General features: G+C 42.5%; 24 protein-coding genes. 15 read left to right on the top strand and 9 right to left on the bottom strand.

Annotation, left to right across the window (positions count from 1 at the left end; all coding sequences use genetic code 11):
• Window positions 1-3: 3 nt before the first annotated feature.
• The 5 genes from DBR32_RS00555 to DBR32_RS00535 form a co-directional block, all read right to left on the bottom strand.
• The gene (locus DBR32_RS00555; protein ID WP_124634338.1) at window positions 4-732 is read right to left on the bottom strand and encodes an amidohydrolase family protein; all 729 of its coding nucleotides are present in this window, start codon (window positions 730-732) and stop codon (window positions 4-6) included.
• 10 nt (window positions 733-742) lie between these two features.
• A complete protein-coding gene (locus tag DBR32_RS00550; RefSeq protein ID WP_124634337.1) occupies window positions 743-1,405 on the bottom strand; it encodes a hypothetical protein in 663 nt (220 codons plus the stop codon).
• A gap of 76 nt (window positions 1,406-1,481) precedes the next feature.
• Window positions 1,482-3,206 (bottom strand): hypothetical protein, encoded by a 1,725-nt coding sequence (locus DBR32_RS00545; protein WP_124634336.1) that lies wholly within the window; start codon window positions 3,204-3,206, stop codon window positions 1,482-1,484.
• Between the two features lie 32 nt (window positions 3,207-3,238).
• Window positions 3,239-4,486 carry a hypothetical protein gene (locus tag DBR32_RS00540; RefSeq protein ID WP_124634335.1) on the bottom strand — a complete coding sequence of 416 codons (1,248 nt, stop codon included), beginning with the start codon at window positions 4,484-4,486 and terminating at the stop codon, window positions 3,239-3,241.
• 20 nt (window positions 4,487-4,506) lie between these two features.
• Entirely contained in the window at window positions 4,507-5,277 is a 771-nt protein-coding gene (locus DBR32_RS00535; RefSeq protein ID WP_124634334.1) for a hypothetical protein, read from the bottom strand.
• 437 nt (window positions 5,278-5,714) lie between these two features.
• Between DBR32_RS00535 and DBR32_RS00530 the strand changes: the two genes are divergently transcribed.
• From DBR32_RS00530 to kdsB, 5 genes are read left to right on the top strand one after another with little or no spacing between them, the layout of a single operon-like run.
• Window positions 5,715-6,290 (top strand): hypothetical protein, encoded by a 576-nt coding sequence (locus tag DBR32_RS00530; RefSeq protein ID WP_124634333.1) that lies wholly within the window; start codon window positions 5,715-5,717, stop codon window positions 6,288-6,290.
• Window positions 6,291-6,295: 5 nt separating this feature from the next.
• Window positions 6,296-6,916, top strand: coding sequence for a hypothetical protein (locus DBR32_RS00525; RefSeq protein WP_124634332.1), 621 nt, complete (start codon window positions 6,296-6,298; stop codon window positions 6,914-6,916).
• Window positions 6,913-7,677: a sensor histidine kinase gene (locus DBR32_RS00520; protein ID WP_124634331.1), complete on the top strand. Its 765-nt coding sequence runs from the start codon at window positions 6,913-6,915 to the stop codon at window positions 7,675-7,677. The genes DBR32_RS00525 and DBR32_RS00520 overlap by 4 nt, the downstream gene beginning before the upstream one ends.
• Window positions 7,670-8,323, top strand: coding sequence for a response regulator transcription factor (locus DBR32_RS00515; RefSeq protein ID WP_124634330.1), 654 nt, complete (start codon window positions 7,670-7,672; stop codon window positions 8,321-8,323). The genes DBR32_RS00520 and DBR32_RS00515 overlap by 8 nt, the downstream gene beginning before the upstream one ends.
• A gap of 55 nt (window positions 8,324-8,378) precedes the next feature.
• Window positions 8,379-9,116, top strand: a complete 738-nt coding sequence (gene kdsB, locus DBR32_RS00510; RefSeq protein ID WP_124634329.1) for a 3-deoxy-manno-octulosonate cytidylyltransferase — start codon at window positions 8,379-8,381, stop codon at window positions 9,114-9,116.
• A 31-nt stretch (window positions 9,117-9,147) separates the two neighbouring features.
• On the opposite strand, the gene DBR32_RS00505 is transcribed toward kdsB, so the two are convergent.
• Complete coding sequence (locus DBR32_RS00505; protein ID WP_124634328.1) at window positions 9,148-9,810, bottom strand: CBS domain-containing protein; 663 nt, start codon at window positions 9,808-9,810, stop codon at window positions 9,148-9,150.
• 167 nt (window positions 9,811-9,977) lie between these two features.
• Here DBR32_RS00505 and DBR32_RS00500 point away from each other — a divergent pair, with 167 nt between their 5' ends.
• Genes DBR32_RS00500 through DBR32_RS00485 form a run of 4 tightly spaced genes read left to right on the top strand, consistent with a single transcriptional unit; the run spans window position 9,978 to window position 13,736 of the window.
• Window positions 9,978-10,547 carry an RNA polymerase sigma factor gene (locus DBR32_RS00500; protein ID WP_158605866.1) on the top strand — a complete coding sequence of 190 codons (570 nt, stop codon included), beginning with the start codon at window positions 9,978-9,980 and terminating at the stop codon, window positions 10,545-10,547.
• Entirely contained in the window at window positions 10,547-11,785 is a 1,239-nt protein-coding gene (locus DBR32_RS00495) for a hypothetical protein (RefSeq protein WP_124634326.1), read from the top strand. The genes DBR32_RS00500 and DBR32_RS00495 overlap by 1 nt, the downstream gene beginning before the upstream one ends.
• Window positions 11,786-11,820: 35 nt before the next feature.
• Complete coding sequence (locus DBR32_RS00490) at window positions 11,821-13,065, top strand: mechanosensitive ion channel family protein (protein ID WP_124634325.1); 1,245 nt, start codon at window positions 11,821-11,823, stop codon at window positions 13,063-13,065.
• 53 nt (window positions 13,066-13,118) lie between these two features.
• Entirely contained in the window at window positions 13,119-13,736 is a 618-nt protein-coding gene (locus tag DBR32_RS00485; RefSeq protein ID WP_124634324.1) for an HD family hydrolase, read from the top strand.
• Between the two features lie 79 nt (window positions 13,737-13,815).
• Here DBR32_RS00485 and DBR32_RS00480 read toward each other — a convergent pair whose 3' ends face one another.
• Window positions 13,816-14,874, bottom strand: a complete 1,059-nt coding sequence (locus tag DBR32_RS00480; protein WP_124634323.1) for a branched-chain amino acid aminotransferase — start codon at window positions 14,872-14,874, stop codon at window positions 13,816-13,818.
• A gap of 155 nt (window positions 14,875-15,029) precedes the next feature.
• Between DBR32_RS00480 and DBR32_RS00475 the strand changes: the two genes are divergently transcribed.
• On the top strand, window positions 15,030-15,467 hold the full coding sequence (locus DBR32_RS00475; RefSeq protein ID WP_124634322.1) for a DNA polymerase III subunit psi: 438 nt from the start codon (window positions 15,030-15,032) through the stop codon (window positions 15,465-15,467).
• 10 nt (window positions 15,468-15,477) lie between these two features.
• Window positions 15,478-16,059 (top strand): RdgB/HAM1 family non-canonical purine NTP pyrophosphatase, encoded by a 582-nt coding sequence (gene rdgB / locus DBR32_RS00470; RefSeq protein ID WP_124634321.1) that lies wholly within the window; start codon window positions 15,478-15,480, stop codon window positions 16,057-16,059.
• Here rdgB and DBR32_RS00465 read toward each other — a convergent pair whose 3' ends face one another.
• Window positions 16,060-16,350, bottom strand: coding sequence for a cell division protein ZapA (locus DBR32_RS00465; protein WP_124634320.1), 291 nt, complete (start codon window positions 16,348-16,350; stop codon window positions 16,060-16,062).
• An 84-nt stretch (window positions 16,351-16,434) separates the two neighbouring features.
• On the opposite strand from DBR32_RS00465, the gene ftsY reads away from it, so the two are divergent.
• From ftsY to DBR32_RS00450, 3 genes are all read left to right on the top strand, one after another.
• Window positions 16,435-17,409 carry a signal recognition particle-docking protein FtsY gene (ftsY, locus tag DBR32_RS00460; RefSeq protein ID WP_124634319.1) on the top strand — a complete coding sequence of 325 codons (975 nt, stop codon included), beginning with the start codon at window positions 16,435-16,437 and terminating at the stop codon, window positions 17,407-17,409.
• Between the two features lie 114 nt (window positions 17,410-17,523).
• Complete coding sequence (locus DBR32_RS00455) at window positions 17,524-20,301, top strand: carboxypeptidase-like regulatory domain-containing protein (RefSeq protein WP_124634318.1); 2,778 nt, start codon at window positions 17,524-17,526, stop codon at window positions 20,299-20,301.
• 114 nt (window positions 20,302-20,415) lie between these two features.
• Entirely contained in the window at window positions 20,416-22,611 is a 2,196-nt protein-coding gene (locus DBR32_RS00450; protein WP_124634317.1) for a radical SAM protein, read from the top strand.
• A 354-nt stretch (window positions 22,612-22,965) separates the two neighbouring features.
• Here the strand turns inward: DBR32_RS00450 and DBR32_RS00445 are convergent, their stop codons facing one another.
• Window positions 22,966-23,937, bottom strand: a complete 972-nt coding sequence (locus DBR32_RS00445; RefSeq protein WP_199724269.1) for a polyprenyl synthetase family protein — start codon at window positions 23,935-23,937, stop codon at window positions 22,966-22,968.
• A gap of 153 nt (window positions 23,938-24,090) precedes the next feature.
• Between DBR32_RS00445 and DBR32_RS00440 the strand changes: the two genes are divergently transcribed.
• Window positions 24,091-24,966 carry a murein L,D-transpeptidase catalytic domain family protein gene (locus DBR32_RS00440; protein WP_124634316.1) on the top strand — a complete coding sequence of 292 codons (876 nt, stop codon included), beginning with the start codon at window positions 24,091-24,093 and terminating at the stop codon, window positions 24,964-24,966.
• The last annotated feature ends 41 nt before the right edge of the window (window positions 24,967-25,007 follow it).

Genomic DNA, 25,007 nt, shown 5'->3' with positions numbered 1-25,007 from the left:
CAACTAGCTTTGCTGTGTGAGTTTTAAGAAATTGCCGGAGAGAATTTTTAGCTCCTCAGAAGCACTCAATTTTAACGCGTATATCTTTTCCAGTTCTACGGCGGGGTGTAGCCAGGGGCCATCCGTGCCAAATAAAATCTTGTCTGCACCAGCCCGATCCAAAGCCATTTGTAATAAATCAAAGCGCCTGACGCCCGAGGTGTCGGTATAGATATTAGGATGCCGTACCAGGTAATCGATAAAACTCAGTTGTGATTTCCAGTCGTCGGCAAAACTGCTCAGGTGCGGAATGATAAAGTTAACTTCAGGATATTGCGTCGCAAACAGTTCTATATGAGTAGGCTCTGAAAAAACATCATATAAGACCGGTAAGCGAAAAACTTTAGCGGTCTCACAGATTTCTCGGCTGATATGGGCATCCGAACGGTGTACCTTGATTCCCCTAAAGCCGTATTCCTGTACACATTTTTTGACCATTTCGTAAATGCGGCCTGCATCGTTGACTGCATGCACAAAAGCAAAACCGGAAAACATCGCATTGGTTTTTACAATATCATATACCTGTTGGTTGCCCTGGCGATAATTGCTTTGCAGCGCGGCAAAAAGATTGATTTTATGGATCCCGGCCGCTTTACTCCATTGTATAAAACGGCTGATGTCCGCTTCCGTATCCCAGGGGCCTTTAAAGCCATCCGCTTTACCGGCATGGCAATGACAGTCTATAATTTCCATGATGCGCTCCTTAGTTTTGTTCCATGATTTCTTTCAAAATACTGCCCTTAAAACCAGCGGGTACAAAAGCATTGACGTGATTCTTTTTTACATAGGCAAGGGTTTCTGCTTTGGCTTTCTGCAAGGCGGCTTTTAATTCCCGCTGAAATGCATTTCTCTTTTCCAGTGTAGGAATCACCAATATGGCATTAGCCAGGCTTTTATTCTTAGGGACGCCATACTTTTCATAGATCGGCCATAAGTGCTTATTGACAATAGCATGGATCTGATCATGCGGTTTTTGCCCCACCAGCACAAGGTTATTGACATGATTAGGATGATGTTTGGAATTGGATTGCGGGTTCAGGTTTTTCTTGAACAGATGGGTGTATTGAAGTGGGATAATATGATGCAACTCACATTTGCCATTTTTCTTTTTACAGTCTTCATACCAGCTCCCAGTGCTCGTTCGATCTCTTCCCGTCTTCATTTGTCCGCGAAAAGCTCTTTTTTCGATAGTCGTAAATTCTTTTTCTAAAAGAGATAAGTCCCATACGGAAAGTGGGCGTACCCGCTCCCGCAGGTTACCATAGATGGTGTTGATTTCATTTTGTAAGGCGGCTATGGTGTTGTGCTGTGGTAAAGCATTAGTAAAACCATTTTGCCGGCAGGTACAGGGCATTTGCTGACACATAATAACAATATTTTTAGCGGTTGGCAATGAGTCCTGAACTCATTGCCACGCTGCTATGATGAAAAAATAAGGCATCCTAATATCTGCGAAAAGTCCTTTGGGGCCTTCTGCCATTATTGATCAGCGTAATCGGTTGGGTTTCCAGCAGACGGGGATCTACCGAAACCATGCTGTTGGTATTGTCGTCTGAAAGATCAATACCCGTCACCACGCGATAAGAGTGTAAGTACTTCTGAATATGCGTTCTGAAGTATTCCAGCCATTGCATGGCGTTCACTTCGGTGATGTTATTGTCATTCCAGTTGCCATAACGGATACTGAGGAGCAAGACTTCGCCCAGTTCTGCAAGGTTGTCAAAATGCTGGAAGCAAGAATCCTGACCCTGTAGGTTGCGCAAAGTGTCTACGCGGTCGATATACCTTGCAGAATACGGTAACATTTGTTTGCCACCCAGGAATTCCCGCATTTCGCTGCGTGATAAGAGGTATTGCTGCATAATGTGTTCTACGCGCAGGTTTACATTCACCTCCTGATAGGCATTGTGGTAGCCGTCCAGTAAAATAAAATTCAGTTCCTTTAAGTGAATATAGATTTTAAAGGCATCCGGTTTGCGCGTCAGGTCATCATTCTCTTTAATGAAAATGGAACACTTATTCAACAAAGCATGAAAAGAAGAAATGAACTTGACACGGTTATCCGGATGGTATGCGCTGGCACTGCCATTAGGATTTAAACTCAGGCCATAGGCATGTAAGATCTCATTCTGTTTTACCTGATTATCGATACTTAGTTTCTTGTCTTGAATAAAACCATAAAGCAGGGTGCTGACGCTGTTTAAAGCATTAATGTCAAAGCGACCCAAGAGTGCACCGTTGCCACTATTGATAAAACGGCTTGCCACCATATTCATACCCTTTTCTAAGCCACCCACGATCATCCAGTAGCAGTAAATCAGTTCTACAAATTGATAATTTTTATAGTTCCCGTGGTTTTTGGTTGTGAATGGAGTACGGGATTCCGTTTTGTTGAAGGCGGTACCCTGTTCGGACACCGTTTCACCCAGCATATCGTTCAGGATACTTACAGCATCGTCGCTTGTCGTCAAACTGCCGGTTATCGTTTCCGCGCCAATGCTGCTCTTTTGTAGCATCGGGGAGTTCGGGCCGCCTTTGAAATAACCGCCTACATCATCATTAAACATCCGTGTCTCGATATATTTCTTGACTGCAATCTTTAAAACCTGGTAGTCCTGTGTGCCATTGTTGGCGTACATCTGAAGGTTAAAACGATCAGCAAGTTTGTCTTTATTGATATATACGGCATCCAGGTATTTGGATAAGTGTTCGTTAAATACAATGGTACTTTTAGTAATGCGTTCCCATAGAATATCCGTTTCTTCTTCCGGCGTTTCTTGCGAGGTATTGTCTAAGGTGACCAGTAGCGGCTGCTTTCCGGCGCTGTGGATATCGGTAATCGCTGCGGGTATTTTTATCGGCAGGGCAGTGAACAGGATATTATCTTTTCCTGATCCTATAGCAGTTAAAGAATAGTCAGCTTCCCAATCCAGTGCTCCGGTAATTTCGATCATGAAGTTGCCCGCTGTGCTTGCCTGATCCATTTGGTTTCTGAAGTGCTTATTATTGATGAGTACTGAGGCACCCTCACTATCGGTAATGGTGAAGCGAGTAATGTGCTCATCCTTAGCCGGAGGGATATCTGTGGTATAGGCAATGTCCAGGAAATGCCTGTTTGCTGAAAGGCTCAGATAATTCAGCAACGTTAAGGTGATATTTGTATGCATTGTGATTATTTTTTAAATGAAATAGATAGAGACTAATTGTGTTCTGCCCTTTGCAGGGCCCAGTGTTTCAGTAGCTTGGTCAGTATTGTGCACTCCTGTTTTACACTGATTTTATGATCCCATTTTGCTTGTCCGATCACGGCAAATACCAGTGATGGTGCTGCTTTAAAGATTAATTGTGGTGATTGCCGCCAGGTCTCCAGGTATTGTTGCAACTGCTGAGGTGATCGTCCGGAATGTTCGAAAATATCCAAGAGTTTATGTCCTTTCAAAGACTCGGATTGATGGTTGCAGACAAGTGTTACAAAAGGAGCGGCCAGCGCCAGCAGGGTATCAGTAAAGGCCTTATGTGTGTCCGGAATATGTGTTGTATCGTAGAGGCTATGCCATAATTGCTTAATGTCGTTCCACTGTTTGTCTGGATATAAATAAGCCCCAAAAGCGATACTCAACATCACCCTGAACCAGGGAAAAGGGTGGGGGTCTTCTCTGTTTACTTTAAACAGGAATATTTCCGGTAGACTCATTACAGCCATAAGCCCTGTTGTGGCACAAATGCCCAGGTGAGCCATGGCCCAAAAATCAGACAGAATCTCAGAGAGGCATCTTTTGTAATAATCCCATGCCTGCCGATGCGCGGCATCCATATTATGTTGCATCAGCTGCTCTATCTCGTTGCCAATAGATTCTTTCAACCCTAGTTCCGTACTGCCCTGATGGCCTACCTCATGGATAATGGAAGCCGCAATGCCGCTGCCGACAAGGCGTTCCCGGGGTATTTGTATCACGGCTACAGGATTGCTAATCCCTCCCGGAAGCTTGGTCCTGGCTTTTCTGATAGCGGCACCATGCCCCCGTTCAGGAAAACAAACGACAGGTGGAACGTCGTATAAAGGTATCGGAATGTTTAAGGCATCTTCTGCCAGAATATCTAAACCGGCAATCAATACACCGGTTTGGAATTCCGTTCGTTGGCTCATTACATCCGAAAAAATATCGAGTTGGTCGAGAATATTGTTAAAGTGCAGCTTTAATAGGGCGAATTGCGCCTGTGCTTCATAAGAGGTAAGGAGATCGGGCTGCTTCATCTTCTTAATAAAGTCGTCAATTCTACACCTCAAATTGTAGCCCTGTATTTTCAAAATACTGTTTATTTTCTTAATGGCACTACCGGAAATACTTGCTGCGGCTACCATAGGCGTACTTAAGGCAAAGGGCTGCAATTCTGTGAGGCGTTGCCGTAAGGCATATGATTCGTTTATTAAGAAGTGACGATGCATGTTGTTTGTATTTTTTAGGATTAATAAACGCCGTAGATTCTGATGCTGTTGCCTACGCGCTCCCATCTGCCCGTCGTTCTTGTTGTCGCACTGTAATCATCAGTTGCGGCTTGTTGGTACTGTTGCGGCATACTGTTGTTATACATCATATTGTTGTTGTTGGCGACTAATAAGCCCGGAGCATATCTTCTGGCGGCATTGGCCACAGAAGTGCGGGCTACAATACGGGGTGCCACTTGTGGGTTTTTACGGTACAAGTTGCTGGCATTGCGGGAGGCATTATTGGCAAAGCGTACATAAGCTCTGGCCATTTCGAACTCACGGTCTTCTGCAGACAAACCTTCCATTTCCAGTCCAAAGAGTTTACCGGCACCACTGGCCAACTGTCCTCCTATTTTGGCACCTATCGGGCCACCGATAAAACCGCCCGCTGCGGTACCTAATATGGGTAAAGCACTTTTAGCAGCTGTTTTTAAAACGCCCCCTAAAGCCTTTCCCACAGGAGATTTTGCAAAATTACTGATGCCTTTTGCGGCTTTAGAAATCAGCTTTCCCAGAAAATAATTCAACTCTTCTTCATTCGCAACACCCATGAGTTCCAGGGCCATTTCATTGGTCAGGACTTCATTATCCGCTTCCTGTGCGAATTCCTGGGCGTATTCCTCTTCACCATTAAATTCGTTATTCATCCCGAATTCATTAGTGTACTCTGATTCGAATTCAAATTCGAAATTGTTTTCCTGGTTGATGCCAAATTCCATATCTGGTCTTACTGAAAAATTGTTTTGCATGATTATTGTTTTTTCTTTCCTACTCTAATGACTTTTCGGATACCGTCTGCCTGCGTTTGGTAAGGGTGCCCGGCGTGTACCCCTTTGCTTTCCGGAAAAGCGGGATGTGATTGGAAAGAAAGCGATGAATGTTATTTCGTTATTCTTTCCGTTCTACAATGCAAAGATGTGCCGAGATGATAGCCCTTTCAAGAGGATAATGACCCATATTGTTTGGGGGAAAAGAAAAATAAAAAGAGGAGAATCGCGGATACTTATAGGGAAAAACCCCCATTTTGTCATGATAACAGAATGTATGCAATTATTTGATTGTCAATTGTTTGTAATTCATAATATCCCTATTGCCATTATGTTATGTTTACCGGCTTCTTTCTTCCATATAATTTAATCTACATTTGTATAAACAAAACATTTCTTCACTACAAAAACAAAAAAATATGCGTTCGAAAACTACTCCGGTTTTACCCACCCTTCTTTTTATTGGCCTTCTTTTTGCCGGGTTTTTCCTGTACAAGCAGCATGAAGAAATTAAAATGCTGAATGCGACAATTAAAGAATTGCAGGCAGGCGGCAATACAAATTGTTGTAGCGATAGCACGGTACCTACTTACTCCAGCATCGGCTATGACGAGTTTGAAGAAAACGTAGCTTACTTTAAAGAGAGTATCGGAAACAGCACCATCAATGCAGAAGATGAAACCAAATCTTTATGGATGAGTGTTGGCGAAATGGAAAACTATTTATGCGTGATCCGTAACCGCACAAAAGCCATGAATATTCCACCTGAAAATTTAGGCCTCAGAATCTATTTTATCCGGTACAAACCGACGCATAGTCAATTTGATAATAAGCTGTCCATAGCCTTTATACCAACTTATAAGTCTGAGCGCGGACAGAACCAGGACTATGAAACCACCCGTTTAAGCAGCGAACTTATTGGTGGTGGCAAAACATTTATCATGAACCGTATCATGCCTTGCCCGGTAAACTGTGACGGTGTTTTATTGAGATAGCAACAATGATCGCCAAAGTATCTTATCTGATTATACTCATCACGATCGTTATTGGTTTTGCCAGCTATCGCAACAGGAGTGGTATCTTAAAATTACTGCCCTGGTATCTTTGCCTTGTCTTTACTTTAGAGATGATTGCCTATGTACTGCTGAAAACAAAAAGGCACAATATGGAGGTGTATGACATCATGACCATTGTTGAGTTCTCCTATTTCAGCGCGTTATTTTACCGCAATGCCCAGTTAGGCTACAGTAAGTATATGATCCTCATTTTTACAGTGCTTTTTGCGGGCTCGCTGGTTTTGTTTTACGGCAATATATACCGCTACACCTTTTACAACCTTATCTCCACCTTTATGTCGATATTGTTTTTGGTTGTTATGTCGGTCGATTACCTGATTGCAGAACTGCGGTCCAATAATATCATTTCCTTTAACAATAATCCGATGATCTGGATCAGCATCGGATTGCTGTTATACATGAGTTGTTCTGCCTTTATCGTGATCAGTAATTATTTGAAAATCGTATATACCAATCATAGCCTAATCCATAACGCTGTTACCTTTGTAAGTATTCTTTCGCTTTATTCCTGTCTGTCCATTTCACTTTTATGTAAGAAAAAATGAGTAGTAATGAGCTCGTCTACATCGCCACTATAATCCCCTTAATACTCGTTATTACGGTCATTATCATCATCGTTCTGTTTATTCGGAAGAAGAATAAATTATTGTTTGAAAAACAGCAGAATGAACTGAATTATTTATCGGAAATCAATAAAGCGAAAATAGAAATTAAGGATACCATCCTGAAACAAGTAGCCAGTGAGCTCCATGATAACATCGGGCAAATCCTGGCGCTAAATTGCATGTATATCAAATCACTGAAGAAAGAATACAGTGAGGAGAAAATGGGCATGGTGGGTGATTTGGCAGAGAAAGCACTAAATGAAGTAAGACAACTAACAAAATTGCTGAATGATGACCTTATCAGGAATTACAGCCTGATAGAAGCCCTCCGGAAACTGAAAGAATATTTGTCGAAATTGTCGACTTTGGAAATTAAGTTATCTATCTTGGGTAATGTAGTCGTATTAGATGCAAATGTTGAACTGATCATCTTCCGGATCTGCCAGGAATTTATTACCAATTCCCTGAAACATGCCAATTGTGATCAAATCGATATGGCGCTTGAATATTCCGAAACCCAGCTTCGCGTCGGGTTGCAGGACAATGGCGACGGATTTGATATAGCACATATCAGCGAAGGTAACGGGATCTTCAATTTTTACAACAGAGCCAAGATGATTAATGCCCAAATTGATGTACGCTCAGAAGAAAGCAAAGGAACTGCACTTAGCCTAATTTATAATTTTCCAAACCATGGATAATATTCAAGTCATCATTGTCGACGATCACGAACTAATGTCAAAAGGAATCAGTTCCTTAGTAAATTCTATCCCCGATTACCAGGTGATCCATGAAGCGAGAAACGGAAAAGAACTGGTGCATTACCTGAGCGATGAACGCACTGCGCTACCCGACATTATACTGCTGGACATTAATATGCCTGTAATGGATGGTTTTAAAACGATGGAATGGATGCAGGAACATCATCCCGAAATTCCGGTGCTGGCATTGACGATCAACGATGATGATGCTTCGGTGATCAATATGTTGCGCTTAGGCGTAAAAGGATACCTGCTCAAAGAGACCGACTCTGAAGAGTTGATCCTAGCGATGCAAACCATATTGAACCGTGGTTTTTACAGCTCCGAAATCGCCAGTGCCAAGCTCCTCAACTCTATTATAAAACCCAAAGGATCCATTGCGATTAAGGTCAATCTCAAAGAAAGAGAGTTGGAATTCCTGCGATTTGCCTGTACGGATATGACTTATATCCAGATCGCAGATAAAATGTGCCTGAGCCCTAAAACGGTAGATCACTACCGGGATGTACTCTTCGAGAAGTTTGATGTGAAATCAAGGGTGGGGCTGGTTATTTTTGCCATTAAAAATCGCCTGGTAAAACTATAAGGATAGCGGCTTATGCTTGCTAAATTAAACCTAATTTTGCCCCAAATATTTTTTGATGAAAGCGATTGCCCTGATTCCGGCCCGACTGGCCTCTACACGATTGTCTGAAAAACTCCTGATTGAGCTGGAGGGCAAAACCGTAATCCAGCGTACCTATGAGGCGACTAAAGCGACCGGCTTGTTTCATGAGGTGATTGTAGTTACGGATAGCGATGCGATCGAAACCATTATCCTGAATTGTGGCGGTAGGGTATTGCGCAGCCAGGCCGAATACGAAAGTGGCACCGATCGGATTGCAGCAGTGGCTAAAGATCTTGATGCCGATGTATTGCTTAATGTGCAGGGAGATGAACCTTTTGTGCAAAAAAAGCCTTTGGAGCAGGTTTTAGCTTTGTTTGAAGGGGTTTCCGGCGCTGCGGTACAAGTAGCCAGCATTCGTAAACCCATAACAGATCCGCAATTGATTCATAGCCCCAATGTAGTGAAAGTCGTCTGCGATCTGCACGATAATTCCTTACTTTTTTCGCGAAGCCCGATTCCTTATATTAGAGATGCTGATGTGCCGCATACATATTACCAGCATATCGGGGTATATGCTTTCCGTAAAGAAGCACTGATGCTGTTTCCCACATTAGCGATGACCCCTTTGGAAAAAGTGGAAAAAATCGAATGTCTGCGTTTTCTGGAAAACGGTATTCCCTTAAAGATGACCACTGTGGCAGAAATGGGGATTGGCATTGATGTAGCAGAAGATATAGAGAGAGCAAAAGCCTATTTAAAGCGTAACTCTTAAAAGAAAAGCGCNNGCGCTTTTCTTTTAAGAGTTACATATTGATATAGTTCATTAATAATTTATATCGGTTGGCCAGATCATCATAAGCAGGCAGGTCGCCATATACTTCTTTGACTGTATATTCAAAGCGCTCAAAGGAAGCCACGACGGTTTGCAGCTCCTGTTTATTCAATTTTAGGGTAACTTCCAGCATCCCCGTTTGCGGATTCGTAAAGACCCGGCTATTCAGGATAATTACATTATCCCCCTCGCAGATGCGTGCGATCTGCCCCAGGCTATATTCGCCCAGCTTCATTTCCAGTACAATAATACCGCCGTTCTCATTAAGGCTGCCATTCTCTCCAAGATAATAAAATAAGGCATCCCGCGATATAGCACCCATATATTGATTGTCTGTGCTCAATACCGGTACGATAGGCAGTTTATTTTGAATCGCCAGTTTTACCGCTTCAAAAGGGTGTAAAGGCTCATAACAGAAATAACGGTTTAATTTTCCTTCAAAAACAGATAATACATCGTCCGGATTTTCCCAATCCAACAGGGTCGACTCTTTCAGTAAGCCCCAGTATTCTGTTTCACTAACCAAGGGTAATTGTTCCAGATGTGTCTCCGCGATCATCCTTAAGGCATCATCTATCGTATCGGTAGGCTTCAGCACAGGGATGGTCGTTTCTAATAAAGCGTCTAGGGGCATATTGTTGTAATTAATCCTTTCGGATATTAATGCAATGATGCAAATGTAGGGAATATGCTAATGCTACCCTGCATTTTAAATCTAAATTATTATTAACGTCACCCTAAGATTTTTACTTTTCCAAACACACAAAAAACATTATTTTTACGATTCAAAACTATTTCCCATTGTCAAATACGATCTATAGAAATTTATTGGACGAAGAACTCTTATACAGGGTTGCTCAAAAAAAAGACCAGGAAGCACTGTCGACTTTGTACAAACGATATGCGCATCTTGCCCTTGGTGTTGGGTTGAAATACTTACCTCAGGAAGAAGCAAAAGATGCGGTACAAACCGTTTTTATCAAAATATGGACCGATGCCGGCCAGTATAAAATAAAGAGCTTTAAGCCCTGGTTGTATACGGTGGTGAAGAACCAATGCCTCATGGAATTGCGTAAAACCAAACCGACGGCAAGCTTTGATACAGAAAATACATTCGATTTTGTGGAATATGAAGACCATTCGCATCATAAGATGGAACAAGAACAGGTTTTGAGAATATTAGAATCTTGTTTGAGTAAATTGCAGGAAGCGCAAAAAGCATGTATTGAGCTCTTTTACTTGCACCAGAAAACCTATGCGGAAATCGCAAATTATCAAAAACTGGATGACAAGCAAGTGAAGAGTTTTTTACAAAACGGAAGACGAAATTTAAAACTTTGTTTTGGTCAACATAAAAACAGCATATCGTAATGGACAGTAGAGCACGACTTATAAAAGCTGTAGATAACAGTGCCTGCCTTACCAGAAGGCAGATTAATGATTATATACTTAATAAATTATTTCCCGAAGAATTGTATGTAGTAGAAATGCATTTGAATGAATGTCCTTTCTGTAACGATGCCATTGAGGGATTTAACCATACGGATAACGCCAATCAGCTCCTCAGTGAAATAGATATTTTACATCTTCCTGCGGTGGCCGCCGTGGCACCGGCAGTAGAAAAGCCGGCGCCCGCTAAAGTGGTTTCCATGCCGCCGGTACAGCCGCCGGTTACACCACCGAAAAGCAGTAGTCATACCAAGCCTTTCACGGAGTCGAATAGGGGGAAAGGCGGTTTCTGGAAAATGGGTATTGCCGCAGCTTTAGTTTTAGGGCTAGGTACCTGGGGGATCACACAATGGACCCAAAAAGGACGCAAAGAGGCACGCCTTTTGGCGGAAAAAACGGAGGCGCAAAAAAATGAACAAGAACGGATGAATGCTCCGGTGAGCCGTACGGAAGACTCTGCAATGAATGCGAAATACGGCTACCTCAATCAAGATGCTGCTCCGGTAGTGGCGAAAGCGGCGCCTAAGGTTATTGATGAGTCTACATCCGATTCGGATGCCGGCGCCATGAATATGGCTGCTGCCGATGCGGTACAAGCCGCTCCGGCCGCAGCTTTGGCAACTGTTCCTGCTCCGGTTATTGCCAAGGCGAATGTGGCCAAAGAAAAGACCCAGCCTAAAGATAATACCCTAGCAAAAGCCTCGGAGGCGAAGAGAATGCCTGAAGCAAAATATGAATACGAACCCACAACGAGTGCTGCAAGCCGGGTAAATTCTGATGCGAATGCCCAATCTAAAATGATGGAGGCTAATTCTAAAGTGTCAACCGGAACAACCGTGGCCAAAGCCAGACCTTCTACGAAAACGGCGGAAGAACGGGCGAAGGAAGCGGCAATAAAGAAAAAAGCAGCGGATCAAAAAGCAGTACAACAGGCCGGAACAGATTATAAGAAAGGATTGGAGCTCTATAATAAAAAACAATATGCCGCGGCACTGCTGTATTTCCAGTCTGTGTCAAAAGTTAGCGCATCGCCCAATCAAAAGCAGGCGGCCAATTACGTAAGTCTTTGTAAGAAGAAGATAGCTGATACAGAACCCGCTAAAAAAACGAAAGACACTAAAGAGACCAAGCAAACTAAAGATAAGAAGGCCACAAAATAGCTTTTGTAACTATTGCCTTGGGACTGCCCATTACTATGCTAAAAGAATACATCAACAGCACAGACCGGTACATCAGAGCCCATTTTCCCTTGGAAATCCGGGAAGTGTCGGTATTGGTCTATAAAGTTTTATCGCTTATAGTCCTTTTCCTGCTTTTGGCTTTTGTCTTAAAAAAGGTTTTTATCCCGATTATTAAGTGGCTTGTATTTAAGTCTAATAAACCTTTTTATGTTGCCTGCTACAATAGGCATGTTTTTAGGTCTTTCCTGAATTTTATCCCACTGCTTTTTTGCTATTGGATTATAGAAGATGTCTTTTACAGAAGCAAGCGGTTTTTGCCTTATATCGATGCCATTTTTAACTGGCTGATCACGAGTGTTATTGCCTTGATTCTGTACCGACTCATCAAAGCGGTGGAAGATTATGCCGACAGCATTCATCTAAACTATAATGCGACCGGCGTTAAGGCCGTAGCACAATCTTTAAGAATTGTCGGTATCGTAGCCTATATCATTATCTCCTTGTCTATCTTTTTGCATGTCTCTCCGGGCAGTATTTTTGCCGGATTGGGTGCTATGACTGCGGTGATGCTCTTGATTTTCAGAGATACTATACTGGGTTTTATTTCCGGTATTCATGTGGCCACTTCCCGCTTGTTTAAAGTGGGCGACTGGATCAATGTGACCAAATATAAGCTAGAAGGGAATGTCGTCGAGATCAACTTGCTCACGACCAAGATCAAAAACTTTGACAATACTATTTCTACCATTCCTACCTATGATCTGATCTCCAGCGAGGTGCGTAATGCGCAAATTCTGATTGATAATAATTCCCGGCGAATAAAGCGATCCATATTTTTTAGTATCAAATCGTTTAAATTTATTGATCTGCATCTTTATGAACGCCTGCAACGGATCGATATTCTTAAGGAGTATTTTGCGACCAAAACGAGTGAAATCCATCGCCTGGAAAATATAGCGAATGAGCTTGCTGACGAATACCTGATCAATGGAAAGCAATTGACGAATATCGGCACCTTCAGGATGTATGTATATCATTATCTTAAAAACCATCCACAGATAGATGAATCGCAACCCATCATGGTGCGCCAGCTGGAAATAAGCCCTAACGGGATGCCTTTAGAAATCTATTGTTTTACCAAGCTGGGTATCTGGAGTGATTTCGAAAACCTGCAATCCGATATCTTCGATCATATACTGGTGGCCTCAAGAGAATTTGAGTTAGATATTGTGCAGACCATAGCCGGCGGTGCTTCGTAAGGTTGTGGCTAGTATGATAAGCGCAGGACAATAATAAACAATCTACAGACAATATGAACTTAGCAAAACTGCAGCAGCAAATTGATTTTATAAAGGAAATAGATAAGGTCAAGTATATCCAGCGTAAGACAAAACTGTTTCATAGCGACAGAAATGAAAATGATGCAGAGCATAGCTGGCACCTCGCCGTAATGGCGATTATGTTGTCAGAGTATTCCAATGAGCCTGTTGATCTACTGAAAGTGGTGAAAATGGTATTGATCCATGACATTGTTGAGATCGATGCCGGAGATACGTTTATTTATGATACACAAAAGAATCATTCCAATACTGATGAAGAGAGGGTAGCAGCAAAAAGGATTTTCGGAATGCTGCCTCAGGCACAGGCTGACGAAATGATCGCGGTTTGGGAAGAGTTTGAGGCCGGGCAAACGATAGAAGCCAAATTTGCGCGGGCAATGGACCGCTTGGAGCCCCTACTGCAGAATACCTCCAATAAGGGTGGTACCTGGCAGGAATTTGATGTAAGCTATCAGAAGGTATATGATAAGAAAAGCGTGATTAAAGAGGGCTCAAAAGACCTTTGGGTCTTTGCAGAGGAGTTGATCAACGAAAGTGTTGTAAATGGTATTTTAAGAAAAGAGGAACCCAATTCAGCTACCTCTGAGTAAGAGTACGAAAAGACATAAATATAAAAAATGAGCCGGTGTACACCGGCTCATTTTTTATATAAAAGATAGTGATATCAGATTAGTTTACTTTAAACAACCAGTTGTTTTTATCTTCAATTCTTCCGTAACGGATATCATCCAATTGTTTTTTGATTTTATTGGCGATAGGATATGTTTCTGCAGGCGGCAAAGTCATCGATTCTCCCTCATAGGTAAGATCCTGAATCAAAGACATTGAAGCCGCAGTACCCGTACCAAATGCTTCCTGGAATGTACCGTCTTTATAAGCCTGTACCAATTCTAAGATGCTGATCGGACGCTCTTCTACCGGAATGCCGTTTTCCTTCAGTAAAGCGATAACACTGTCTCTCGTTACACCGGCCAAAATGGTACCGCTGTTCAGATCAGGTGTAATCGCAACACCGTTTACGATAAAGAATACATTCATCGTACCGATTTCCTGTACAAATTTATGTTCAAATGCATCAGTCCAAAGGATTTGATCATAACCCATTTTTTTGATTTCGCTGGTTGGTAGCATAGAAGCACCATAGTTACCGGCTGCTTTTGTATACCCGATACCACCCGGTACCGCACGTACATATTTTTCCTGAACATAGATTCTGACCGGCTTACTGTAATAAGGTCCGGCAGGACTATTAATGATCATGAATTTATAATCATGAGAACTTCTTACGCCTAAAAACTCATCTGTAGCAATCATGAACGGACGGATGTACAAAGAAGTACCATCTTCATTAGGTACCCATGAATTATCCAATGCGATCAGTTGACGCATCCCTTCCAGGAAAATTTCTTTTGGAATATCAGGCATGTCTAAACGGGCAGCAGATTTGTTTAAACGCTCCCAGTTTTTTTCCGGACGGAATACCGCACTACTACCATCAGGCTGGCGATATGCCTTTACCCCTTCGAAAATAGCTTGTCCGTAATGCAAGGCAGAAGTAGAAGGACTTAAGCTTAAAGGACCGTAAGGTACGATCTCCGGAGTGCCCCATTTACCGTCTTTATAATCACAAACCAACATATGGTCTGCATATTCTTTACCAAAAACAAGTTCATCTTTGCGGAGCTCGCGTGCGCGGCTTTCAGCAACTTTTGAAATTTTAATATCCATATTTTTTAATAAAAGATTTTTAAAATAATGACCCTGCACTAAGGTTGTTAATGACTTACAAAGCCGCGGCAAATCTACGGTTTTTTGAACAATATAATCGGTTATTGCATTTTGTATATAAAAATTTACTTTTGCCCTATATTTAAGCCTATAGTATGCACACAAGCCTTATACAGCAGCTTTTTGCCAAAGAAACAATCGTTTCCGGACTGCCAAACTTTAACACTTTGGCAACAGGAAATGAAGTGCGCGTTTTGGTAATCGTACAGCAATTTCAGCAGGAAGCAGAAGACAAAGAACAGATTACCAAGATCTTCAAAGCCTGTCAGCTAAGTCCGGAACAATTATATATTACCGATCAGAGAACGGCCTGGGCCAATATCAATGCTGTAGACAGTATTAAAGAAGTTTTTCTGTTTAATGTAGATCCAAAAGAATTATCCCTCAATTATAAATTGTTTCCTTACCGGATGCTGTCTATCAATGAGAAAAAAATAATGTTGGTCGACGACCTGCGCAGCATTATGAACAATGCGCAGCTAAAAGCAGACTTCTGGAATAAATCGCTGAAACCTTATTATATCGGACAATAAAATACCCTTTATGAAAATAATCCTTGCTTCTAACAATAAACATAAGATTGCCGAAATAAATGAATTATTGGACAACCGTTTTGAGGTCATCTCTTTAACAGAGGCCGGTATTACAGAAGATATTCCGGAGCCTTATGATACCTTTGAAGAGAATGCCCTGGCGAAGGCGCAATATGCATTCGACAAGACAGGTTTGATCACATTTTCGGAAGACAGTGGTTTAGTGGTGCCGGCCCTCAAGGGTGCACCCGGCGTATTCAGTGCACGCTATGCAGGGGAACCAAGAAGCGATGCGCGTAATACCGCCAAATTATTGCAAGACCTGGAAGGGTATGCCGAAAGGGATGCTTATTATCAGACCACGATATGCCTCGTTTCCGGGGCAAAGCCGATGTACTTCAAAGGTACCTGCGCCGGTACCATTGCCGAAAACGTTCAGGGTGAGGGTGGTTTTGGCTATGATCCCATTTTTATTCCCCAGGGTTATGACCAGACTTTTGGCCAACTGTCGCCTGCGGTTAAGAAAAGCATCAGCCACCGGGCCAAAGCTATGGCTTTGTTTATCACTTATATACAAGAAGGCTTATCCTGATCAGCCCTCTTCCGATAGGCAATCATCAATAGACCCGATCATTTCCTGTATGGTATCCTGCTGTACCGGAGTGAAGCCGGTATGATCCGTTACCTGGTCGGTGGCATACATCATAAGACACATGGCCAGGAAATCCTGCTCATCTTTACCCACGATATCACTTCTTAATTTTGCCAGCCGCTGTTCGGCCACTTTCATTGCCTGTCTGATGGCTTGCTCTTCCTCCGGTTTTACCCTGATTCTGTAGCTACGGCCCGCCAGCCAAAGTGTTATCGGGATCATATTGTCCATTGTAAACGATTTTGCCGCAAAATTAAAATTTTGTATCCTTATATAATAAAGTAATTTTACAGCTTATAATTATAATTAGAGCTCATGGGTTTTTTTGACAAACTATTCAAAAGAAATAAAGATCAGGAAGAACAAAAAGTAGTTTTAGAAGAAGGCTTAAAACAAACCAAAGACAGTTTCTTTAGTAAAATTTCCAAAGCCATTGCAGGTAAGAGTGAAGTGGATGAAGAGGTATTGGATAACCTGGAAGAGGCGCTCATTACCGCAGACGTTGGCCTTGATACAACGGTAGCCATCATCAAAAACATCGAAGCAAGGGTTGCCAAAGATAAATATGTCAATACCGGCGACCTGAACAACATCCTTCAGGAAGAAATTGCCAATATCCTTACCGATGCTTCCAGTCCCGATTACAAAACATACAGTACCCCTTTAGACAAGAAGCCATACGTAATCCTGGTGGTTGGGGTAAACGGGGTCGGAAAAACGACGACCATTGGTAAACTGGCCCATAATTTTAAGAAAAACGGGAAATCAGTGCTTTTGGGTGCCGCCGATACCTTCCGTGCCGCAGCCGTAGATCAATTGACCATCTGGAGTGAAAGAGTAGGCGTGCCTATTGTGAAAAAAGAAATGGGCAGTGATCCCAGTTCAGTGGCTTATGACACGATTGTGAGCGGCGTTGCAAAGGATGTAGACGTGATCATTATTGATACCGCAGGACGTTTACACAATAAAGCCCATCTGATGGAAGAATTGAGTAAGATCAAGCGTTCTATCAGCAAAAACCTGGCCGATGCGCCACATGAAGTAATGTTGGTATTGGATGGCAGCACCGGGCAGAATGCACTGGAGCAGGCCAAACACTTTACTGCAGCAACAGAGGTTACCTCTCTGGCCATTACCAAACTGGACGGAACGGCGAAAGGCGGTGTGGTATTGGCCATTGCCAATCAATTCAAAATACCGGTAAAATATATCGGGGTAGGAGAGAAAATGGAAGACCTGCAAGTATTTAATAAATATGAATTTGTAGACACCTTATTTTCCCTTCAATAGCAGTCCGAAAGACCCAAACAAATAACAATTAATTTATATCGTTTTTTATATTTGCGGCAAAACTATCGTAGTTTTGCCGCTACTTTTTAATATCATTTAAGCTTAAATCAATATATGAAGCAAGTTTTACTGCTGTCAGTTATTTCCTCTTTTTCCGTTATTGCCCAGGCACAACAGGCCTTGGTAAAGGGAGCATTACAAAACAAAGATAACGGAAGACCCTTAACCGAACTTGAGGTAACTATTCCGGAATTGAAGTTGATGAAAGTGACCAATGCTGAAGGTCGGTTTACCTTTAGCCAGGTGCCTTATGGTACGTACAAACTGGTGGTAAACACTTCTGCCAATAAAAAAGAGACAATTGAAATCAATGTAAGCCAAGAGGTTGTTGATTTAGGGCAACTTACTTATGCCATAGATGATGCCGCTATTTCTGCCAGCAGTGGTCAGGCACCCACCATCTCTCTGGAAGAAAATGCATCCAGCTCTGACGATGACGGGATCAGCGATCAAAGTGTTTCCGGTGTATTAACCGCTTCCCGCGATCCTTATTTAGCGGCCGCTTCTTATACCTTCGGACCACAACGCTACCAATTGCGCGGTTATAAAAGAGATCAGCTTGAAGTGTACATGAATGGATTGCCGATGAATGATGCCGAATCCGGTTCCGCATTCTTCGGACAATGGGGTGGATTGAATGATGCCTTCAGAAACCAAACCGTAACTTTTGGTTTAAATCCTTCTGAAGTAGGTTTCGGTGGTTTAGCCGGAAGTACCCAGATCGAGGCGACTGCTGCAGATCAACGCAAACAAACCCGTATTTCTTACGCATCTTCTAACCGTACCTATCGTAATCGTTTAATGATCACGCATAGTTCCGGCTTGAATGAAAAAGGATGGGCCTATTCTGTTTCCGGTTCTAAACGCTGGTCACAGGAAGGATATATTCCCGGTACCTTTTATGATGGGTATTCTGCTTATTTAGCCGTGAGCAAGAAAATAAATAATGCCAACTCTATTCACCTGACGGCTTTTGGTGCACCAACCAGCCGTGGTAAGGCCATGCCCGCCACACAAGAAGCCATGGATTTGGCCGGAAGCAATTTCTACAACCCTAACTGGGGTTATGTAGACGGGGAAAAGAAAAATGCCCGTATCAATAATTCCAACCAGCCTACAGCGATCCTGACCTATAAATATAATCCAAACAGCAATACCCAATGGAATACCTCTTTGGGATTCCAAACAGGTTATAACGGTAATACGGCTATTGACTGGTATAATGCAATGGACCCACGTCCGGATTATTACCGCAACCTGCCGAGCTATTTCTTATATGATCCGAGAGGAGCAGATGCCGATATGGCCGCAGCTCAAAAAGATTATTTGTCTGCTGACCCAAGCAGAATGCAGGTAAACTGGCAGCGTTTGTATGATGCCAACAGAATGAATGTCCGTACGGTAAATGGTGTAACCGGTAAGCGTTCCGTATACCTGATCGGAGAAGACAGAGACGATATCAACAAATATATGTTTAACACTACGCTGCAAAAAGTAGTGGGTAACCATACTAAAATAACAGCCGGTGTTGCAGGGATTCTGCAAAAAACAGAAAGCTACAGAAAAGCGTATGACCTTTTAGGCGGCGATTATTATGTAAACCTGAACCAGTTTGCGGAAAGAACATATATCGGGAACAACGATTATAACCAAAACGATTTGAATAATCCTAACGGGATTGTTTACAAAGGCGATAAATATGGTTATGATTATAAATCAGACTTTATCCGCTCTTATGCCTGGGGACAAGGAGAGTTTACCTATAATAAAGTTGACTTCTTCCTGACCGGTCGTTTAGGAATGGAAAGCTTCCAAAGAACAGGTATCTTTAAAAACGGTTTGTTTGCCGGAGATTCTGAAGGCAAATCAGAGCGTTTTGACTTTGTGACCTATGCCGTAAAAGGAGGGGCAACCTATAAAATAGATGGCCGTAACTACTTATATGTAAGCGGTGGTATGATGACCAATGCACCTACGTTTGACAATACCTTTATCTCGCCACGTACCAGAAACAAGGCTATTGATAATGCAAAAGTAGAAAGGGTAACGACACTTGAAGGGGGCTATTTATTACGTTCTCCTTTCTTGAATGGTCGATTAAGCGGATTTGTAACCGATACCAAAGACATTACCGATATCAAACGTTTTTATCATGAAGATTACCGTACGTTTGTCAACTATGTATTACAAGATGTGAATGTGCGTAACCTGGGGGGAGAATTGGCCTTAAAAGCAAAACTAAGCCCTACCTTCTCTGCTACGGCAGTAGCCAGCTGGACACAGGTATTTTATACCAGCCGTCCGCAAGCCAGCGTATATTTAGATAATGATACGTCTACAAAAGTGGCCAAGCAAACCATTTACATGAAAGACTATTATGTATCTGCAGGTCCACAATCGGCTTATACCTTAGGTTTGAACTATAATTCTCCTAAATACTGGTATGCCAATATTAACGTGAATATGTTTGACCGTAACTTTATCGAGGTGAATCCTGCAAGATTGACTTCCGACGCGGTTGAATTCGTACAAAAAGGTTCTGATCAGTGGAATCAAATTCTGGGACAGGAAAAATTACCGGCTTATTTCACGGTAGATTTATTCTGCGGTACTTCTTTGAAATTGAAAAAATACTTAAAAGGAGCCAGCAACGATATGTATTTGTACCTGAATGTTGGGGTAAACAATTTGTTGAACAATACCAATATCAGAACCGGTGGCTTTGAGCAATTGCGTTTTGATGTAGCGACACAAAATGTGGATCGTTTCCCTGCTAAATATTTCTATGGTTATGGCGCAAACTATTTTGTGAATGTAACCTTCAAATTCTAAGCAGCTGTAGCAATTAAATCATAAAAAGGTTGGCCCCGCATCGCAGATGCGGGGCCAACCTTTTTATAGCCCCGTTAAAATAGTTATCTTTGCTCCATCATTTAATTATCTTTTGTGCAACAATCCGTTTTCCTCGTTACGCCACCCTTTACGCAACTCAACACTCCTTATCCTGCTACGGCGTATTTAAAAGGCTTTTTAAATACAAAAAACATTCCGACGCATCAGGCTGATTTGGGTATCCTGGTTATTAACGAACTGTTTTCCAGGAAAGGATTGATTGCTTTATTTGAGGCCATCGAAAACGGCGCTTTTGTGCTGGACACTAACTGTGCCCGCATCATGGCACTGAAAGAGGAATACAGCAATACTATTGATGCCGTTATCGCTTTTTTACAGGATAAAAACCCGACCCTGGCCTATGCCATCTGCACCGGAAACTATCTGCCCGAAGCACAGCGGTTTGAGCAAATTGCCGACCTGGAATGGGCTTTCGGTTCTTTAGGAATCCGGGATAAGGCAAGGCACTTATCCACCTTATACTTAGAAGATATTTCTGACCTGATTATTGCCACAGTAGATCCTTTATTTGGCTTTAGCCGCTATGGCGAACGATTGGCCAGTAGCGCCCATTCTTTCGATAACCTGTATCAGGCACTGCATGCAGCACCGACCTTTATTGATCAGATTTTGTTTCGCCTGCTGTCCGAAAAACTGCAGGAATACCAGCCGACTTTATTTGGCCTGTCTGTGCCCTTTCCGGGCAATCTATACAGTGCGTTAAGGTGCGGGCAGTATATCAAACAGCATCATCCGCAGATCAAAATATGCCTGGGTGGGGGCTATGCCAATACCGAATTGCGCAGCCTTAAAGATGCCCGTGTATTTGAATTTGTCGATTTCATTACTTTAGATGACGGAGAAGCGACGATCCTGCACCTGATCGAGATGCTGGAAGGGAAAAGAGATATAGATTTTATCAAAAGAACTTTCGCCTTACAAGATGGAAAAGTATCCTATCTGAATGGTACCATTGCCGGCGATTATAAACAAGCCGATGTGGGTACGCCCGATTATACAGACTTACCTTTGGATCGCTACCTGTCCGTTATAGAAGTAGCCAACCCGATGCACCGTCTTTGGAGCGACGGCCGCTGGAATAAACTAACCCTGGCGCATGGCTGCTATTGGGGTAAATGTACTTTTTGTGATATCTCGCTGGACTATATTAAAAACTACGAAGCAACGACGGCCAATGTATTGGTAGATCGTATGGAAGAGCTGATCGCCGCCACCGGACAATCAGGATTTCACTTTGTAGACGAAGCGGCACCACCTGCCTTAATGCGGGAAGTCGCCCTCGAAATTATCAGAAGAAAACTAACGGTAACCTGGTGGACCAATATCCGTTTCGAAAAGAGCTTTACACCCGATTTATGCCGCCTCCTGGCTGCTTCGGGATGTATTGCCGTTTCCGGTGGATTGGAAGTCGCCTCTGACCGTTTATTGCAACTGATTAAGAAAGGGGTTACAGTGGCACAAGTGGCTAAAGTGGCCGATAGTTTTACCGAGGCCGGTATTATGGTGCATGCCTATATGATGTATGGCTTCCCTACCCAAACCGCACAGGAAACGATTGACAGTCTAGAAGTAGTACGACAATTGTTTGAATTGAATGTGGTACAATCAGGTTTCTGGCACCAGTTTGCCATGACGGCACATAGCCCTGTAGGCATGAACCCGGAAGTATTTAAGGTTAAAAATGTGCTGGTGGGTGCCGGTGATTTTGCGAATAATGACTTGCCACATATTGATGAGACCGGTTGTGATCATGACCAGTTTTCTTCAGGATTAAAGAAAGCCTTGTATAACTATATGCACGGCCTTTGCTTTGATTTTCCGTTACAGGACTGGTTTGATTTTAAGATTAAGCCAACGACGGTCGATCCCCATTATATAGAAGACAGCCTCGCGAATGCAGCAGCTACACCTATTCGTCCGACTGCTAAAATGGTTTGGCTCGGGAAAGTACCCGCATTGGCGATCACGCATCAGCATAAGAAAGGAAAACTCATAGAGCGTGCTACACTGACCTTTCATCATAAAAGAAGTTCTTTGGTTTTACCTTTAGCTCCTAAAGAAGCCCGGTTAATGCTGGCACTACTGGCGCTGTGTGCAATCGATCAGCCCGCCATCACCGTAGGGGAAGTACAGAAGCAATTACAGGAAACACAGGGCAGCGATATGATGACGCTGTTAAACAGCGCGCATATAGACAGCTTAAAAGAAATGGGATTATATATTTTATAAAGGTAAAGACTTATTTGCCCTTTCGAACCTAGCAAATGGGCAATATGGGATATCTCCTTACATCGATATGACAAGCCTGTCAAAGGATAAAGCAATATCCTTCATGCTCATTGCACCTCACATCTTAAAATAATGTAACCATTTTGTCTTTTCTAAAGAAGCGAAGCAAGTGAGTAATCTATAAGATGGGATAAGAAGCGATTTTTCCCCAACATCGAAAGGTTAAAGCATTATACAGCTCCTTGTATGTTTACCCGCAGCCGCAGGATCAGGCAGACTGCTATCGGATAGGGTAGTGCCAATTGATATCGGGCTATTTTCATCCATAAAGCGACCTCAACAATAGATAGGGATTTAGTAATCCCTGGTGATCAGGAAAGCCACCAATTCTTCAAAAGCCACTTTTTGTTCCGGCGCTATGTTGATCGCGGCTAAAGCCTCATTAGCTTTGTCGGTATAGGTTTGTATCGCCCTTTTGCAGGAGGCCGCTACGTCCAAAGCATTAAATAAACTAATCGTATCGCTTACTTTGGTTGGGGAATGGCCTTGTGCCAGTGCCTGTAAAGCCGTTCTCTGATGGGTATCGGCGTTTTGCAAAGCAGTAATCGCCAAGAAGGTTTTCTTATTGGCCAGGATATCTCCGCCAATCTGTTTACCGACCAATGCCGGGTTACCAAAAGTGTCGAGATAATCGTCCTGTAACTGAAAGGCGATGCCCAGGTTTTTGCCGAAAGTATAGAGGAGTGCTGCATCGGTTTCATTTACCCCCGATACGATTGCCCCTATCTTCATGCTACACGCCAGTAATACCGCCGTTTTGTGGCCTATCATATGGATATATGCTGCTTCACTCACCAATTCTTTTTGTTCAAAATCCATATCCAATTGCTGTCCTTCGCAGACCTCAATCGCCGTTTGGTTAAATAAGGATAATAAAGGAAGCAAAAACGGTGCTTGTACGTGTTCCAGACATTGATACGCCATGATGTTCATCACATCGCCCGATAAGATACCGGCTGTGGTGCCATATTTTTCATGTACCGTTACCTGTCCCCGGCGCAGCGGTGCCTGATCCATAATATCATCATGAATCAAGGTGAAATTGTGAAATAACTCTACGGTTGCGGCGGCCCATAAGGCATCCTTAGTGACCGTACCAAACATATCTGCAGCCATTAAGCATACTGAAGGTCTGATGCGCTTACCCCCAATCGATAAAATATAAGCACAGGGTTCATAGAGGTTTTCCGGTTTACGGGAAAACAGCTCTTGTTCCTGTAGAAAAGATTCAAAAGTAAGGGCGTGTTCTTTAAAAGATTGCATCATAACAGCGTACAGAAAAATATGAGATTGCGAAAGTAAACAATCTTTCAATAGTATGTTTAGATTTGGACTATATGTTAAAATTTCCCCCGAAAAGGGGGATATATATAATAATTTTCTAACTTTGGGTTATTAATTAACCGTAAACTATTTTTAATGATACATACTAAAAACTGGGTAAAGGCATTTATTCTTTTTTTATCAGTACATATCATTCCAGTGGCGAATGCAAGTGCAGAGGGTTTGATAACACCAAGTTCTTCTAGAATGATAGAAGAAAAAGCGAATACGATTTATAAAGAAATCAACTTTGGTAACTTTAAGAAAATATCAAAAGAAGTATTTATTAAAGGATATCACGGATATTTAAACTTAAGGCAGAGCGGACAATTGGACAATGACAGAGATGTCTTGACGATTTGTGACTTTAGCCTTTCCTCTAACGTGCCCCGTCTATGGGTGATTGATCTGAAAAAGAAGAAAGTATTGTTTAACTCGCTGGTGGCACATGGCCAGGGGAGCGGGGAGGAGTTTGCGACAAGCTTCTCTAACACGGAAAACTCTCATCAGAGCAGCATGGGCTTTTATGTAACGGACAATACCTATTATGGTGATAAAGGTTATTCTTTAAAACTACAGGGTAAAGATGCTGGGTACAACGATCAGGCTTATAACAGAGCGGTGGTGATACATGGTGCCGATTATGTGAGTTATGGCTTTATACAAGGCAATCAGCGCTTAGGACGTAGCTGGGGTTGTCCTGCCTTACCGGTAGAATTGACCCGTCCGATTATTGATAACATTAAAGGGGGAACGGCGTTATTTATTTATGCGCCTAACCGCAAATACCTTGCTAGTTCAAGATGGCTGAATAAATCGCCGAGTATCAATATGGATGATTTGTTATTGCCGAATGAAAACAAAATGATTGCAGAAAATTCGGTGTTGTCGGCGCATATGGATACCGTAAAGCCGGTGATTAAACCAAAAGCAGAAAGGAAACCTGTTCCGGCAGAGGCCTATTTCCAATAAATAAAAAGAGTTACAGAAAATTTCTCGGATAGAGAAACAAG

The organism is Taibaiella sp. KBW10 (assembly GCF_003852495.1).
In the GTDB taxonomy this organism is placed as follows: Bacteria; Bacteroidota; Bacteroidia; order Chitinophagales; family Chitinophagaceae; genus Edaphocola.
The sequence above is the reverse complement of the archived record's forward strand: the minus strand, read 5'-3'. Positions and strand labels throughout refer to the sequence as shown.

Coding starts and splice junctions, on each gene's coding strand:
- DBR32_RS00555 (WP_124634338.1), bottom strand. CDS start 732: ATGGAAATTATAGACTGTCATTGCCATGCCGGTAAAGCGGATGGCTTT.
- DBR32_RS00550 (WP_124634337.1), bottom strand. CDS start 1,405: ATGTGTCAGCAAATGCCCTGTACCTGCCGGCAAAATGGTTTTACTAAT.
- DBR32_RS00545 (WP_124634336.1), bottom strand. CDS start 3,206: ATGCATACAAATATCACCTTAACGTTGCTGAATTATCTGAGCCTTTCA.
- DBR32_RS00540 (WP_124634335.1), bottom strand. CDS start 4,486: ATGCATCGTCACTTCTTAATAAACGAATCATATGCCTTACGGCAACGC.
- DBR32_RS00535 (WP_124634334.1), bottom strand. CDS start 5,277: ATGCAAAACAATTTTTCAGTAAGACCAGATATGGAATTTGGCATCAAC.
- DBR32_RS00530 (WP_124634333.1), top strand. CDS start 5,715: ATGCGTTCGAAAACTACTCCGGTTTTACCCACCCTTCTTTTTATTGGC.
- DBR32_RS00525 (WP_124634332.1), top strand. CDS start 6,296: ATGATCGCCAAAGTATCTTATCTGATTATACTCATCACGATCGTTATT.
- DBR32_RS00520 (WP_124634331.1), top strand. CDS start 6,913: ATGAGTAGTAATGAGCTCGTCTACATCGCCACTATAATCCCCTTAATA.
- DBR32_RS00515 (WP_124634330.1), top strand. CDS start 7,670: ATGGATAATATTCAAGTCATCATTGTCGACGATCACGAACTAATGTCA.
- kdsB (WP_124634329.1), top strand. CDS start 8,379: ATGAAAGCGATTGCCCTGATTCCGGCCCGACTGGCCTCTACACGATTG.
- DBR32_RS00505 (WP_124634328.1), bottom strand. CDS start 9,810: ATGCCCCTAGACGCTTTATTAGAAACGACCATCCCTGTGCTGAAGCCT.
- DBR32_RS00495 (WP_124634326.1), top strand. CDS start 10,547: ATGGACAGTAGAGCACGACTTATAAAAGCTGTAGATAACAGTGCCTGC.
- DBR32_RS00490 (WP_124634325.1), top strand. CDS start 11,821: ATGCTAAAAGAATACATCAACAGCACAGACCGGTACATCAGAGCCCAT.
- DBR32_RS00485 (WP_124634324.1), top strand. CDS start 13,119: ATGAACTTAGCAAAACTGCAGCAGCAAATTGATTTTATAAAGGAAATA.
- DBR32_RS00480 (WP_124634323.1), bottom strand. CDS start 14,874: ATGGATATTAAAATTTCAAAAGTTGCTGAAAGCCGCGCACGCGAGCTC.
- DBR32_RS00475 (WP_124634322.1), top strand. CDS start 15,030: ATGCACACAAGCCTTATACAGCAGCTTTTTGCCAAAGAAACAATCGTT.
- rdgB (WP_124634321.1), top strand. CDS start 15,478: ATGAAAATAATCCTTGCTTCTAACAATAAACATAAGATTGCCGAAATA.
- DBR32_RS00465 (WP_124634320.1), bottom strand. CDS start 16,350: ATGGACAATATGATCCCGATAACACTTTGGCTGGCGGGCCGTAGCTAC.
- ftsY (WP_124634319.1), top strand. CDS start 16,435: ATGGGTTTTTTTGACAAACTATTCAAAAGAAATAAAGATCAGGAAGAA.
- DBR32_RS00455 (WP_124634318.1), top strand. CDS start 17,524: ATGAAGCAAGTTTTACTGCTGTCAGTTATTTCCTCTTTTTCCGTTATT.
- DBR32_RS00445 (WP_199724269.1), bottom strand. CDS start 23,937: ATGATGCAATCTTTTAAAGAACACGCCCTTACTTTTGAATCTTTTCTA.
- DBR32_RS00440 (WP_124634316.1), top strand. CDS start 24,091: ATGATACATACTAAAAACTGGGTAAAGGCATTTATTCTTTTTTTATCA.